The 14,143-nt window shown below is 63.0% G+C and carries 15 protein-coding genes; 6 read left to right on the forward strand and 9 right to left on the reverse strand.

Annotation, left to right across the window (positions count from 1 at the left end; translation table 11 throughout):
* Window positions 1-5: 5 nt before the first annotated feature.
* Window positions 6-1,424, reverse strand: a complete 1,419-nt coding sequence (locus tag LWF01_RS16135) for an amidohydrolase family protein (protein ID WP_349638391.1) — start codon at window positions 1,422-1,424, stop codon at window positions 6-8.
* 124 nt (window positions 1,425-1,548) lie between these two features.
* On the opposite strand from LWF01_RS16135, the gene LWF01_RS16140 reads away from it, so the two are divergent.
* Window positions 1,549-3,261, forward strand: coding sequence for a PucR family transcriptional regulator (locus LWF01_RS16140; protein WP_349638392.1), 1,713 nt, complete (start codon window positions 1,549-1,551; stop codon window positions 3,259-3,261).
* A gap of 43 nt (window positions 3,262-3,304) precedes the next feature.
* Here LWF01_RS16140 and LWF01_RS16145 read toward each other — a convergent pair whose 3' ends face one another.
* A complete protein-coding gene (locus tag LWF01_RS16145; RefSeq protein WP_349640947.1) occupies window positions 3,305-3,865 on the reverse strand; it encodes a dihydrofolate reductase family protein in 561 nt (186 codons plus the stop codon).
* 166 nt (window positions 3,866-4,031) lie between these two features.
* Here LWF01_RS16145 and LWF01_RS16150 point away from each other — a divergent pair, with 166 nt between their 5' ends.
* From LWF01_RS16150 to LWF01_RS16165, 4 genes are read left to right on the forward strand one after another with little or no spacing between them, the layout of a single operon-like run.
* Window positions 4,032-4,997, forward strand: a complete 966-nt coding sequence (locus tag LWF01_RS16150; RefSeq protein WP_349638393.1) for a GNAT family N-acetyltransferase — start codon at window positions 4,032-4,034, stop codon at window positions 4,995-4,997.
* Window positions 4,994-6,112 carry an o-succinylbenzoate synthase gene (menC, locus tag LWF01_RS16155; protein WP_349638394.1) on the forward strand — a complete coding sequence of 373 codons (1,119 nt, stop codon included), beginning with the start codon at window positions 4,994-4,996 and terminating at the stop codon, window positions 6,110-6,112. Before LWF01_RS16150 ends, menC begins: the two co-directional genes overlap by 4 nt.
* Window positions 6,113-6,131: 19 nt before the next feature.
* Window positions 6,132-6,362: a hypothetical protein gene (locus tag LWF01_RS16160; RefSeq protein ID WP_349638395.1), complete on the forward strand. Its 231-nt coding sequence runs from the start codon at window positions 6,132-6,134 to the stop codon at window positions 6,360-6,362.
* Entirely contained in the window at window positions 6,343-6,669 is a 327-nt protein-coding gene (locus LWF01_RS16165) for a type II toxin-antitoxin system PemK/MazF family toxin (RefSeq protein ID WP_349638396.1), read from the forward strand. Before LWF01_RS16160 ends, LWF01_RS16165 begins: the two co-directional genes overlap by 20 nt.
* Before the next feature lie 28 nt (window positions 6,670-6,697).
* Here the strand turns inward: LWF01_RS16165 and LWF01_RS16170 are convergent, their stop codons facing one another.
* The 3 genes from LWF01_RS16170 to LWF01_RS16180 all read right to left on the reverse strand — a co-directional run bounded on the left by LWF01_RS16170 (window position 6,698) and on the right by LWF01_RS16180 (window position 9,655).
* Window positions 6,698-7,138: a hypothetical protein gene (locus LWF01_RS16170; RefSeq protein ID WP_349640974.1), complete on the reverse strand. Its 441-nt coding sequence runs from the start codon at window positions 7,136-7,138 to the stop codon at window positions 6,698-6,700.
* Entirely contained in the window at window positions 7,098-8,045 is a 948-nt protein-coding gene (locus tag LWF01_RS16175) for an aldo/keto reductase (RefSeq protein WP_349638397.1), read from the reverse strand. The genes LWF01_RS16170 and LWF01_RS16175 overlap by 41 nt, the downstream gene beginning before the upstream one ends.
* Before the next feature lie 98 nt (window positions 8,046-8,143).
* A complete protein-coding gene (locus LWF01_RS16180) occupies window positions 8,144-9,655 on the reverse strand; it encodes a SulP family inorganic anion transporter (RefSeq protein WP_349638398.1) in 1,512 nt (503 codons plus the stop codon).
* Window positions 9,656-9,735: 80 nt separating this feature from the next.
* Between LWF01_RS16180 and LWF01_RS16185 the strand changes: the two genes are divergently transcribed.
* Window positions 9,736-10,134, forward strand: a complete 399-nt coding sequence (locus LWF01_RS16185) for a MerR family transcriptional regulator (RefSeq protein WP_349638399.1) — start codon at window positions 9,736-9,738, stop codon at window positions 10,132-10,134.
* A gap of 39 nt (window positions 10,135-10,173) precedes the next feature.
* Here the strand turns inward: LWF01_RS16185 and LWF01_RS16190 are convergent, their stop codons facing one another.
* Genes LWF01_RS16190 through LWF01_RS16205 form a run of 4 tightly spaced genes read right to left on the reverse strand, consistent with a single transcriptional unit; the run spans window position 10,174 to window position 14,138 of the window.
* The gene (locus LWF01_RS16190) at window positions 10,174-10,785 is read right to left on the reverse strand and encodes an alkylhydroperoxidase domain protein (protein ID WP_349638400.1); all 612 of its coding nucleotides are present in this window, start codon (window positions 10,783-10,785) and stop codon (window positions 10,174-10,176) included.
* A complete protein-coding gene (locus LWF01_RS16195) occupies window positions 10,782-11,393 on the reverse strand; it encodes a CMD domain protein (protein ID WP_349638401.1) in 612 nt (203 codons plus the stop codon). The genes LWF01_RS16190 and LWF01_RS16195 overlap by 4 nt, the downstream gene beginning before the upstream one ends.
* On the reverse strand, window positions 11,390-12,436 hold the full coding sequence (locus LWF01_RS16200; protein ID WP_349638402.1) for a putative FMN-dependent luciferase-like monooxygenase: 1,047 nt from the start codon (window positions 12,434-12,436) through the stop codon (window positions 11,390-11,392). Before LWF01_RS16200 ends, LWF01_RS16195 begins: the two co-directional genes overlap by 4 nt.
* 22 nt (window positions 12,437-12,458) lie before the next feature.
* Window positions 12,459-14,138: a dipeptide ABC transporter ATP-binding protein gene (locus tag LWF01_RS16205; protein WP_349638403.1), complete on the reverse strand. Its 1,680-nt coding sequence runs from the start codon at window positions 14,136-14,138 to the stop codon at window positions 12,459-12,461.
* Window positions 14,139-14,143 lie beyond the last annotated feature (5 nt).

Below are 14,143 nucleotides of genomic sequence, written 5' to 3' on the forward strand. Positions count from 1 at the left end.
TCCCCTCACGTGGCTGGTACTGGATAGGCAGGCGATGGTGATGGAGCCAAGCGTGCGCCCCGCGGAACTTCCAGGCCGCGCCCGGCCGAGGCCGTCACCGTGTCGTCGCTGAGCACCAGGTCGCCACGGCTGAGCACGAATCGCGGCCATCCTCGCGCCTCCCAGCCGTCGTACGGTGAATAGCCTGCCTTCGAGTGCATCGTGCGACCGTCAATCACCCTGGTCTTCCCGGGATCGAGCACCACCAGGTCGGCATCCGCTCCCACCGAGATCGATCCCTTCTTCGGGTAAAGGCCGAAGAGCCTTGCGGCATTCGTGGCGGTCACTGCGACCATCCGCTCCAGCGATATCCGACCGGTGAGAACTCCGAAGGTGAACAGCATCGGCAGGAAGGTTTCCAGCTCGGGAACGCCCCTGGGCACCGTCGACACGGTGAGCCCCGGAGCGGTTTTCTGCTCAAGCGTCCATGGCGCATGATCGCTTCCAATGGTCTGGATAGAACCGTCGGCAAGCCCAGCCCATAAGGCGTCGACGTCCGCCTGCTTCTTCAGCGGAGGCATTCCGACGAACCTGCCGCCATCCGGCTGGGAGTGCACCTCATCGGTGAGGTAGAGGTACATCGGTCTGGTCTCGACGTACACCGGAAGTCCGCGCAGCGTAGCGGAGCGGGTGACCGCGAGCGCGCTCGCCGATGAGAGGTGCACTATGTCCAGCTGTGCGCCGGTGAGTTCACAAATGGCGATGGCACGTTCTACCGCGGCTCGTTCGGTCACGTCCGGACGGGACAGCGGATAATTCTCCACGCCGTCTCTGCCTTGCGCCTCCAGTCGAGCTGTGCAGAACCGGATCAGCGCCTCGTCTTCGCAATGCACCATGGTCAACATTCCGGCATCCGCGGCCCGCTGCACCGCCTCCACCAGGTTTCGGGCACCCCAGTCGAAGGCGAGCATCGGCAGCTTCAGGCTCGAATAGCCCTCGCTCGCCAGCGCCGATATCTGCTCGAGGGTCTCGGCGCCCGCATCGGTAATGCCCGGATGCAGGAAGTAGTCCACCGCGGCTTCCTGTCCAGCTGCGCTCGCGTCCCGCGAAACCGCCGCCCGCAATGATTCATCGTCAGCGAACGGAAAGCTCATCTGTCCAATGGTCCCCACACCGCCGCCAATCGCGGCCAGCGAACCGGTATAGAAGTCGTCGACGAACTCAGGGGTTTCACTGGCCAGGACTTCCGGCGCACAGAGGTGAACGTGCGGATCCACCGCGGACGGCACGACGTAGGCGCCCCGGGCGTCAAGCGTGCTGCGGGTCGTCATCTCCCCGCCGAGCTGGCTAATCCGGCCATTGGCGATGCCGACATCGCATTCCGCCCGGCCATCGGCGGTGACGACGGTGCCACCACGGATCACCACGTCCATGTGATTACCCATCCGGCTACACTCCTTCACAACGCGGGCGTTAATCGCAAGTGTGTCCTACCTGCGCGGGGCAGGCATCGTTTGGAGTTCCAATAGCCACAACTCATTATTGTTTGATCGGACGAAGGAGTCGGGTTTGGCATTAACCATCGGCAGCGTTCTGGAACGGCTGAGCTTTGCCCTGCTGACCTATTCTGCCGGCCACTACGATCCGGACGCACCGATACTCTCGGTCACCACGAGCGACAGCCTTGATCAGGGGGAGCAGGATGCAGGCGCTCTGGTGCTCGGCATCGGCCTGCACGAAAGCGCCGATATCGTCGCGGCCATCCAGCACGGCGGAGCGGTAAAGGCCACAGCGCTCGTTGTACGTTCACCGATTGAGACAGATCCTGAGATCACCGCGGCGCTGATTGCAAGCAACCTGGTACTGCTCTGCCTCAGCCCGGGGGTTTCCTGGATCCGGCTGGCAACGATCATCAACTCCGACATCGAGCATCTGTACAGCCGGGGCGAACAGATGGATCTGGTCGGGGACGGCGACGCGGATCTTTTCGACGTCGCCAATTCGCTTTCGAGCCTGCTCGGCGGGCCGGTCACCGTCGAGGACATGTCTTCCCGGATTCTGGCGTTCTCCTCCGACCATGACAAGGCCGACGAGCCGCGGAAGCAAAGCATCCTCGGCCGCCAGGTTTCCAAGCGGCACAACGAGAAACTTGAGCAGGCCGGGGTGTTCAAGAGCGTTTTCGCCTCGGCCCGGCCGGTCTTCGTGCTGCCCGACGTGGAAGGCAGTCGGCCCCGAGCCGTGATGCGGATCCGCACCGGCGAAGAAACCCTGGGCACAATCTGGGCCATCGTGGACGGACCGCTCTCTGCCGCTCAGGAGCAGGGGTTCGTTGAAGGATCGAACGTCGTTGCGCTCACCATGATGCACGGCAAGCTCGCCGAAGACGCCGGCATCCGGCTGCGGTCATCGTTGGTGTCCCGGCTGGTCGAAGGCGGCTCCCCGGCGATAGAAGCCGCACAGCAACTGGGAATCGCAGGCTCACGCTGTTTCGTGATGGCCATCTCGCGAACCGGGACGGACACGGCAGGAGGCAGGGAAGACACGGCGCTCCGATCGCTCGCAAAGCTGCTGTCCACATTCATCAGCTCGGTGAGTCCCAAGGCCGTTGTATCCCCGGTCGGCGGCACTCTCTACGCCGTCATTCCGTCGGCCGCCGGACCCGGAAATGGCTTCGCCGCGGGTCGGGGAGCCTCCGCCGCGCACCGGGGAGCCTCCGCGGGTCGGGGAGCTGCCGCCACCGAGCACCTCGAATCCGGACATGCCAACGATGCCCGGCGGATAGCCGCCGATCTGCTGCGCCGGGTCCCGGATGCCGGGCACCTCAGGATCGGCATCGGAGACCTGATGGCTGACGTCACCTCCCTGGCACGATCCCGCAAACAGGCGGACGCCGCCTGCCATGTCCTTCAGCAGCCGAACACGGCAAGCGCAGTTCGCCAGGTCGCCTACTGGCGAGACGTGCAGGTGGATTCGCTCCTGCTCGAACTGGTTGATGCGATGGCGGCCCGGAACGAGCCGATCACTCATCCGCTGGACGCCCTGATCAGCGAAGATGCCAAGGGCATGGGCGAACTCGTCGGCACCCTCGGGGTGTATCTGGAGAAGTTCGGGGACGTTGCCACCGCTGCCGCCGCACTGCATGTGCACCCCAACACGTTTCGCTACCGGCTGCGCAAGATCGCTGCCATTGGTGGAATCGACCTCTCAGATCCGGACACCCGCTTCGCGTTGATGCTGCAGCTTCGATTGCTGGAGTATCAGAAACGGCAACGACTCGGCTAGCGGTTTGGGCTAAGCGGCCGTCGAGGTAATTGGTTTCGCGCCCTCAGCTCGCGGTGCGGTAGCGGAGGAAGATCACGCCGTTGCCGAAACGGCGTAGTTCCAGTAGGTCCAGCTCCAGCCGAACGCCATCGGGGAGGGCCCGCTTGCCTGCTCCGATAACGATGGGGGTGAGGAACAGGTGGTACTCGTCGACCAGTCCGGCCTCGATCGCCTGGGCTGCGAGGCCGGGACCGCCGATCAGGATGTCGCTGTCCGTTGTGGCTTTCAGCTGCCGGATAGCCTCAGGGTCGAAGGCTCGCTCGAGTCGGGTCCGCCCGGTCGATACCGATTGCAAACTGGAGGAATACACGATCTTGTCGGCAGCCTGCCACAACTCCGCGAAGTCACGAACGAACGGGGGCTCGTCGGCTAGAGTGTGCGCCGTCTCCCAATAGATCATCATCTCGTACATCCGGCGGCCGTACAGATACGTGCCAGCTGGGCGCTCAAGATCATTAACGAAGCGGTGCACCTCCTCGTCCGGCTCGCTCCAGTCGAAGTTTCCATCCTCATCGGCCACGTAGCCGTCGAGCGATTCGATTGCCGAGTAGATCAGCTTGGCCATTTGAGCCTCCATCCGGATGTCGACTATAAGAACCGCCCGCCGCTCGCCGGCGTTCGGGGCCAGATTGCGGCTGGTCCTCGTCACGATGCTGCCAGACAGATCACCCTCGTAGGTCAGTACTGTCCAATGCCACAAGAACCAATCAGCAATTTGATTCAACTCGACGATGAGCTCGCTGGCGATGTCGGCAATTCTGTTCAGGAGCGGCTTTTCGCAGCAGGGCATCAAGAGACAGGACATCATGACATCGACCGGGCAGTCGACGCGCGACGGGGTCGTCGTACGGGAGGTCGCAATCACCGCCCGCGAGGAGGCAACAGCGGCGGCAACGGCAACCGGGATCGAGATTCGTGAAGTTCGCACCGCCGACGGTGCACGCGAGATCATTGCCCTGCTCGACCGGGTCTGGGAAATCGGCGCCGGAAAGTCCCATCTGGACCAGGGCCTCGTGGTCGCGCTGGCCCATGCCGGAAACTACGTGTCGGTTGCTCTCGCCGATGGGGAGCCGGTGGGAGCGGGAATTGGCTTTTTCGGTGCTCCGCCCGGCCGTAACCTGCACTCGCACATTGTGGGGGTGCTGCCCGATGCTGCCAGCCGTGGAATCGGCAAAGCACTCAAACTGCATCAGAAAGCGTGGTGTCTCGATCGCGGAATCACCGAGATGACGTGGACCTTCGACCCCTTGGTCAGCCGAAATGCGTATTTCAATCTGCATCAGCTCAGAGTTGAGGCCACGGCGTATTACGTGGATTTCTATGGCGAGATGAAAGACGGAATCAACTCCGGTCAGCCCTCGGACCGGATGCTGGTCACCTGGCGGCTAGACCGCACACCTCCCTCGCGCCCGGATAGCCAGCGGCAGGTCGATGTGCTCAGCGTAGGCTCCGGAGAGACACCGCGGCCCGCGCGAATTGCCGTTGCCGATGCCTTTCCCGATGCCGATGCCGATGCCGGCAGCACCGCACGGGTTGAGCTGCCCCGGGACATCGAGGCGATCCGAAAGGCCGATCCGGACCTGGCCCGACAATGGCGTATCGCTCTTCGCGACGCTTTGACCGGGCTGCTCGACGAGGGATGGCGCATTGTCGACTTCGAGAAAAACGGAACCTACCTTTTGGAACGGAAGGCATGAAACTCACCAAACTGACCCTGCATCGGATCGAGATGCCCCTGGTGTCACCGTTCACCACGTCGTTTTCGACCCAGACCGCGCGCAACGCTCTGCTGCTGGAAGCCGAATGCCGGGTGGACGACGAGCTGGTGACCGGCTGGGGCGAGTGTGTCGCGATGGCCGAACCGCTGTATTCCTCCGAGTACCTCGAGGGAGCCGCACACGTGATCAGGAAGTGGCTGGCGCCTCGTCTGTTTGCCGAAGCGGATGTGACGGCTGAAACAGTGGCCGGTCTGCTTGCGCCAATTGTCGGGCATCGGATGGCTAAATCTGCGCTGGAGATGGCCATCCTCGACGCGCAGCTACGGTCGCGGCGTCAGTCATTTGCCGGCTACCTCGGCACGGCACGGAAGACGATCCCCTCGGGAGTATCGGTGGGTATTCAGGACTCAGTCCCGGCCATGGTGAAAACGGTGGGCGGCTACCTGGACGAGGGATACGCGCGAATCAAGCTGAAGATCAAGCCCGGCATCGACCTGGAACCGGTCGCGGCAGTGCGCAGGGAATTCGGCGATGACCTCCTGCTTCAGGTCGACGCGAACGCCGCCTACACCCTCGCCGATGCCGCACACCTGAAGCGGCTGGATGAGTTCAACCTGTTGCTGATCGAGCAACCGCTGGGAGAGGAGGACCTGCGTCAGCACGCCGAGCTGGCCCGGATCATGACCACCCCGATGTGCCTGGACGAATCAATCGTCTCCGCTCAGACGGCGGCGGACGCCATCGTCATCGGAGCCGCCGCGGTGATCAACATCAAACCCGGGCGGGTCGGTGGTTACCTGGAGGCGCGCAGGATTCATGATCTGGCCCAGGCGCACGGAGTCGCGGTGTGGTGTGGCGGGATGCTGGAAACCGGAATAGGCCGGGCGGCCAATGCGGCACTCGCCGGCCTGCCTGGGTTCACGCTTCCCGGCGACATCTCGGGTTCGGACCGGTTTTATGCCGAAGACATCAGCGAGCCGATCGTGATGAGCGACGGCGAGGTCGCCGTGCCTACCGGTCCCGGCTTCGGGGTCGACGTGCTGCCCGAACGACTGGAAAAGTTCCGGATCGAGTTCGAGGAGCTCCGCGGCTGAGTGTCGTACAATTTGTAATATGAGTACGCTTACGATTCGCACTGACTCTGCGGTCGAACGAGCACTGGAGGAACTGACCCGGGAGGGGATGTCCCGTTCGGAGGCCGCGCGCGCGGCAATCCTGGAGGCCGAGCGGGCACACCGGCGAGCGCGGCTTCGCGCCGAAGCCGAAGCGCTGAGAGACGACCCTGAGGATTCCGCCGCCGCCCGCGCACTGGCGGCAGAGATGGATGACGTCCGTGCGTGGTGACCTCTACCGACTCAAAGCGCCGAGAGACGCGCGCGGGCACGAACAAACCGGTGCCCGTTTCGCGGTAGTGGTTCAGTCCGACGACCTTCCCCTATCTACGTGGCTTGTCGCGCCGACCTCCACCGGACGGCGCGAAGCCTCGTTTCGACCTGAGGTCGAGATCGATGGTGTGAAGACCAGGGTCATGGTCGAGCAACTGTCGGTAGTCGACCCTCAGGTCCGGTTGGGCGAATTCGCCGGCAGGTTGAACGCCTCTGAGCTCCGCGCCGTCGACGCAGCGCTAGTGGCGGTGCTCGGCCTGGACTGACCCAGCCGGATAGCCCACTTTCCAGGATTCAGTTCACCGTGAACTGGGTCACGGTCGAATGCCGTGGTGGATTTTGAAGCACCAGTGCTTCGACAATCACCCGGCCGTCAGCTTTCACGTCGTAGAAGAAGTTCGATCCCTCGTGAAACGACTCCTCAACGACGAGTTCCTTCCCGTCACTGTCAGCAAGGAGGCGCTCCAGCGCCGCCAACTCACTGTCAGGGAAGGGTGCCTGGCACTGCGAGTATCGTTCAGCGTTGCCGTAACCCGGCCGCTGGGCTTCTTTCATCAGTCCCTCGATAGCTCCCGCAGGTGAGAGAGAGCCAAAGCCGCAGTGGCTGGAAAGATGCCTATAGATCCCGAACCCAGCACCGCCAACGACGAGCACAACGGCCATCACAGCTGCAAGGGTTATCGGGCGACGAAGTTTAATTACCGAGCTCTGCCGACAGCTGGTCGAGGCGGCCAAGCTCCTCATCGGTGAGCTCGAGAGTCGCCGACGCGAGTATGGCATCGAGCTGGTCAACCTTGCTGACGCTGGCAAGCGGCGCGGCGATCGTCGACTGCGCCCGTAGCCAGGCCAGGGCAACGGTAGCCAACTCGACACTGTGACCAGCCGCAATCTCGGCAAGCTCATCGACCACCCTGAGGCCCTGTTCATTCAGGTAAGCCGCTGCCCCGCTCTTCCGGGCGGAGCCTTCGAGATCGTCAGCTGTTCGGTACTTTCCGGTCAGGAAGCCGCTGGCAAGGGCGTAATACGGAACGACGCCAAGGTTGTGCTTCTCCGCCACCGGCCGCAGGGTCGATTCGAACTCGGCCCGGTTCACCAGATTGTAGTTCGGCTGCAGCGCCACCGGGAGATCGAAGCCGTTACCGCGCGCGATCGAGATCCACTCGTCGATCCGCTCCGCACTGTAGTTGGAGAGAGCGACGTAGCGGATCTTTCCGGCGGAGACCAGGTTCTGGAAGGCTGCGACCGTTTCGGTCAGCGGCGTGTCCTGGTCATCGAAATGTGCGTAGTACACATCGATGTAGTCGGTCTTCAATCGTGCCAGGGAGGCATCCGCCGCGGCCTGGATATTGCCGGCTCCCAGGCCGCGAAATTGCGGATGTGCGCTGACCTTGGTGCCAAGAATGACGTCGTCCCGTCGGCCACGGGCAGCAAACCAGTCGCCGATAATGCTCTCGGACTCTCCGCCGGAGTTTCCGTCCACCCAGGCGGAGTAGACGTCGGCGGTGTCGATGAAATTGCCGCCACCGGCGACGAACGCATCGAGGATGCCGTGCGAGGTCACCGGATCCGCCGTCCAGCCGAACGGGTTCCCGCCAAGTGCGAGCGGAAAAATATCGAGATCTGAGCCGCCAAGCCTTGTCATGCAACACTCCTCTGATCGGTTCGAACCACTATCAACAACCTACTGGGCGGTACCGACAGCCAACTCAGTGGCCGGCGCCGAACCCGCCGCTCAGCCGTTCAGCCGTTCAGCCGTTCACGCATCAGAGTGCTCGCATCATTGAGCCCGACGATCTCCACGGCCTTGCCGTACTGGTGATACTTCTCGGTAATACTGTCGAGCGCCGCAATCGTGGAGGCATCCCAGAGGTGCGAGTCGTGCATGTCGATGACGACGGTCGTCGGATCTGCGGCGTACTCGAACTGGGTGTACAGGTCGTTCGAGGACGCGAAGAACAATTCTCCATTCACTACGTACGTAGCGCGCTCTTCGCCATCAACAGCCGAAAGGCTGCGATCCACCGTGACGAAGTGCGCAACCCGCCTGGCGAAGGCCACCATTGCCACAATCACCCCGACGATCACCCCGATGGCGAGGTTGTGCGTGGCGACGACAACCACGACGGTGGACACCATCACCGCGGTCTCACTCTTGGGCATCGACTTCACTGTTCCTGGCCGGATCGAGTGCCAGTCAAAGGTAGCGATCGACACAAATATCATCACCGCGACCAGTGCAGCCATCGGGATCAGGGCGACAATGTCGCCGAGGACGACGACCAGGACCAACAGAAGGACGCCGGCCAGGAAGGTCGAGATTCGGGTCCGGGCTCCGGAGGCCTTGACGTTGATCATCGTCTGCCCGATCATCGCGCAGCCACCCATCCCGCCGAAGAAGCCGGTGATAATGTTCGCCACGCCCTGCCCCCACGCCTCACGGGTCTTGTGCGAACGAGTATCGGTGATGTCGTCGACGAGTTTGGCGGTCATCAACGATTCGAGCAGTCCAACCAGGGCCATGGCCAGCGAGAACGGGGCAATGATCTGCAGAGTCTCGAAGCTGAAGGGAACGTCCGGCACAAAGAACTGCGGGAAATTTTCGGGCAGCTGGCCCTTGTCGCCTACCGTCGGCACCGACACAGAGGCGAAGACGGTGATCAGGGTCAGCACGATGATGGCGACCAACGGTGCCGGAACCACTCTCGTGAACCGTGGAAGCCCGAAGACGATGGCAAGCGCTAGCGCAACCAACGGATAGACGAGCCAGGGAACGCCGAGCAGTTCGGGAACCTGGGCGAGAAAGATCAGGATGGCGAGCGCGTTGACAAAGCCGACCATCACCGAGCGCGGAATGAAGCGCATCAGTTTCGCCACGCCCACCAACCCCAGCACCACCTGGAACAAGCCGGCCAGGATAACGGCAGCGATCAGGTAGTCGAGGCCATGGCTTTTCATCAGCGGCGCAATTACCAGGGCGACGGCACCGGTGGCGGCGGAGATCATCGCCGGCCGCCCACCAAGGAAAGAGATCGAAACAGCCATCGTGAAGGCGGCGAACAAACCGATCCGCGGGTCGACCCCGGCAATGATCGAAAAGGCGATGGCCTCCGGGATGAGTGCCAGGGCGACGACAAGCCCGGCAAGGAACTCGGTTTTGAGGAGCCGGGGCGAACGCAGCGCCACCCAGACGGATTGCCGTTGCTCCGGAGTCAATTGCTCGGACGCAACAGTAGGGTCGGCAGCGGGCGCCATCAGGCTCCTATCGAGATCGGGCAGGGCATCGGCCCATTGACCCCGCAACCCTACCCTAACGTCAGGGTAGGGTTGAAGTCATGACGAAGGACGGGATGACGGAGAATCTGCGGGACAGGACCACTATGCATATCGGCGAGGTCGCCGAGCGCACCGGTCTTTCGCTGCGCACAATCCGGCACTACGACGAAATCGGGCTGCTTCCGGCCAGCGCACGCACCGACGGGGGTTTCCGCGTCTACACCAGCTCCGACCTGAACCGGCTGATGGTCATCCGCCGAATGAAGCCGCTCGGTTTCACCCTCGACCAGATGGCGGAGTTGCTGAATTTGGTCGATCGGCTCGCGGTTGCCGAGGCAGAGCCAGCCGCCCGTGCCCGGCTCGGCGAGTACATAGCCATGGCGGAAGAGAAGCGGGACGAACTCGAACTGAATCTTGCCCGGGCTGATGAGTTCATCACCGTGCTTCGAAGCCGGTAGCCGGCCAGATGAAACCGCTCGGATTCGCCCGTTGGTGAGCTATTCCGGCGGGTTAACCGGTTCGCCCAACGACAGCATCAGCCGATTGGCCCAATTGAAGAACGATGCGCCGTTGATCACGTCCACGATCTCGAGATCACTCAGTCCGGCCTCGCTCAACTCGTCGATATTGGCGCCATCAAACTCCACCGGCGTTTTCGTCAATGCCGACGAGGCCGTTCTCACGGCATTCCAGCGGACATCGATATCGCTGTCGACGTCTTCGAGCAGGCGTTGCACGTCTGCCGAGCGCTTCGAGAAGCTGCTCGCGAACCGGGCATGCACCGAGGCGCAGAAGACACATCCGTTGACCCGGGATGTCACCGCTGCCGACAGCTCCCGCTCGGCGCGCGGCAACCCGTCCGCCGTGTTGTGGAAAATGTCATTGTCGGTTTTCGTCCGGGCTTCCAGAACGTGCGGATCACGCACCAGGAGCCTGAAATAGGGCGACCCAGCTCGCCCTCTCTGCACCAGAGCAGCGTAATGGACGTCTGTCAGCTCTGCTTCCGGAATGGGCTCGAGCCAAGGTACCCAGTCGAGATTTGCCTGGGTGAATTGCTCGGGCCGATCCAGCTCCTGATAGGAGATCAGCTGATCCGCTGTTGTCGTCATACCGCGCTCACTTTCCGCTTGTCCGCAAGTTGTCTCAGGCCGTGAACGACCCGGATCTGGAAGGTCAGGAAGGCGACTTCCTGTGACAGGGTGACGATCTGGGTCGTTGTCCACCCAGCCCGCAACAACTGGTCAAGCAGCTCCGGCCGGGAATCACGCGGGTGGAAAACCAGATGATGGGCGTGCTCCAGCCCTGCAGAGATCCGGTCACCAAAGGTCTGGCGCCCCGGATCAGAGATCCGGAACGCGGGGCCGGGCCGGCTTTCCTGCGCCAGGCCGGGTTCGCGGTAGGTTCCGTAGGGTCCCGATGTGCTGCCTCGATCGATTTCGCTGCCGATGGCTTCCGTAGTCTCCGCCGTGGCCCGAGCGCCGAGTTCGGCTCGATAAAACTCGCTGGCCGCTGACTCGCCGTGCAGCCCAACAACGAAGGCGGCGATCAGGAAGCGTTCCGGGATGGAGAAGCCGGCGTCGTCATCCGGCTCGAACAGCGCAAGATAACTTTGTTGCGCGTTGTCTCGAACGTCCAATCGGTGAGCGCGCAGTTCGTCCAGCACGCTTCCGGGAGTGATCCCAGCCAGCGCGTCGATAATGTCGGGTGTTCCAGTCATACCCGGGCCTCCGTCTCGTCGAGGATTTGTTGACCGAGCGGTCGTTCGAGCCGCCAGCCGAAGTGCGGTGCCACCTTGTGAGCGATCAGCTCGATCGACCGAAGAATGTGTTCGTGCGGAGGATCCACCGAGTGCACCTGAAAAGTTATGTCCGTGACCCGGTCCAGCGAGCTGTCCGAGGAAAGCGACTCGATTACGTCGTCCGGCGTGCCCACATGGGTATCGGTCGCGGCAATGATCTCGGCAAGTGGGGCATCCGCCAGCGAAGAGTCGAATGCCCCGACCGAGGCCACCGCGTTTCGTAGTCCGGCGTCGGCAAACCGAAGCGCTTCCGATCGGTCGTCCGCGACGAAGAGCGTTCGCGAGCTGAGGATCCGCGGGCTGACACCAGGGGCCAGCGATTCCAGGTAGCGGTCGATCATCGGATTCTGGATGTCGACGAGGCTCAGCTCCTGATTGTCCTTCGGCCGGGGCTGGGTCCTGGAAAGCATCAACCCATCGCCCCGCTCGCCGGCTCGTGTGGCGCCGGATTCAGAGAACGTGGCCTGCCACAGACGCCGGGACAACGCAGAGGCCGCGGGGTAGACCCTGGCCTCACCGGCACCGAAGTCGTTGCCATCCAGCGCGTCTGCCAAAACCTGAAGTTTGCCGGCGAAGATCTCCCTTCGGTCGTCAAAATTAAGACCGAACGTCTGAAACGACGCAGGTGTGCCACCGGAACCGAAGCCGAGTTCGAGCCGCCCGCCGGACAGGAGGTCGACAACCGACGCATCCTCGGCCACCCGAATCGGGTCTTCCAGCGGCAGCGTGATGATGCCGGTGCCCAATCGGATCGACGTCGTTCTCGCGGCGACATGTGCGAGGAACACGAGCGGGGCGGGCAGCCCGCCTTCCGAACCCTTGAAGTGGTGCTGGGCTACCCAGGCAGAGGCGAAGCCATGACGTTCGGCCTGCTGAATCTGCTCGGTAGCGAACGTGTAGCGCCTCGACGGCGACACGTCATCGAGGAGTCGGCTGAAGAAGCCGATTCGAGGTTGCGACATTTTTTCTCCTATCGGGGTGCGGCTAGCTGATCGCGGCGGCGTTGAGGGTGATCCCTCTGCCGGGGATGGCGGCCAGCAGTTCCTTGGTGTATTCCGAGCGCGGCCGGTCGAAGATTTCTGCGGTGGCGCCGTGCTCTTCGGCCCGGCCTGCCCTCATGACTGACACCGTGTCCGAGATCTGGCGGACCACGGCGAGGTCGTGGGAGATGAACAGGTAGGTCAGTCCGAACTCGACCTGCAGCATTTCCAATAGCTGCAGGATCTGTGCCTGCACCGTGACGTCGAGGGCGGAAACCGCTTCGTCAAGTACCACTACCTCGGGTTCGACGATCAGGGCTCTGGCGATCGCGACCCGCTGCCGCTGTCCTCCGGAAAGTTCGCGCGGATGTCGCGCGGCTATTCCGGACGGTAACGCAACTCGGTCGATGAACTCGGCGACCTTCGCGGCGCGTTCACGTTTGGACCCGATCCGAAAGTTGACCAGTGGTTCGGCAATGATTCGGTCGATGGATTGTCGCGGATCCAGTGAGCTGAAGGGATTCTGGTAGACCAGCTGTGCCACGCGGCGAAAGCTGCGCAGGCTTTCGCCGCGCAGGGAAAGCACGTCGTGGCCGCCCACCTGGATGCTTCCGGAGGTTGCGCGCTGGAATCCGAGCACGGCACGGGCAAGCGTCGTCTTTCCTGATCCTGATTCCCCCACGATGGCGTGCGTTGTGCCCGATGCGACTGAAAACGACACATTGTCCACCGCGCGGAACGGCTGATCTTTTCGGCCTCGGGAAAACTCCTGCACGAGGTTCGTCACGGTCACAGCGGCAGGCGGAGCTTTGGCGGCGGTGTCGGCGGCGGCAACCGGGCCAGCGGCGGTGACCGGGCCGACATCGCGAGCAGGTGAGCCGACCGCGAATGACGGGACGTCGTCGATCAGCGTCCTGGTGTACTCGCTCTGCGGCCGGTTCAGGATTTCGGCGGCCACATTCTGTTCCTGGATCCGGCCATCCTTCATCACGATGATCCGGTTCGCACGTTCGGCGGCGACCGCGAGATCATGCGTGACGAACAACAGCGCGGTGCCGGACTCACGGCGCAGATCGTCGAGCAGGTCGAGTATCCGGCGCTGCACGGTGACGTCGAGGGCGCTGGTGGGCTCGTCGGCGATTATCAGCGCCGGCTGCAGCGCAACTGCACTGGCAATCAGCACGCGCTGCTTCATCCCGCCCGATAGCTGATGCGGGTATTGCCGGGCTCGCTCGTGCGGTTCGGGGATGCCGACGCGTTCCAGCAGCTCGATCACCCGGGCTTGGACCTGCTTCCGGTCGCCCCATTTGTGGATCCGCAACACCTCGGCAAGGCTTTCGCCGATCCGTTTCACCGGGTTCAGCGAATTGTTGGGATCCTGCGGAATCAGGCCGACCCGCGTTCCGCGTATCGCCTCCAGCCGCCGCGAGCTCCAGCCGGCGATGTCGGTGCCATCGAGGGCGATCGAGCCGCTGTCGGTTCGGCCGTTGTCGGCAAGCAGGCCGATGATCGCCTGCGCCGTTGTCGTCTTCCCCGACCCCGATTCGCCCACGACGGCCACGACCTCGCCGGGTTGAACCGAAAACGCCACATCGTGCACTACCCGGGTCGACTCGTACCTGCCGTGATAGGAAACTGACAAGTTCGCGACGTCCAGCAGGGGCGCGGGTAACTGATTTGTCACGAGTC

It is taken from the genome of Saxibacter everestensis, from assembly GCF_025787225.1.
GTDB lineage: Bacteria > Actinomycetota > Actinomycetes > Actinomycetales > Brevibacteriaceae > Saxibacter > Saxibacter everestensis.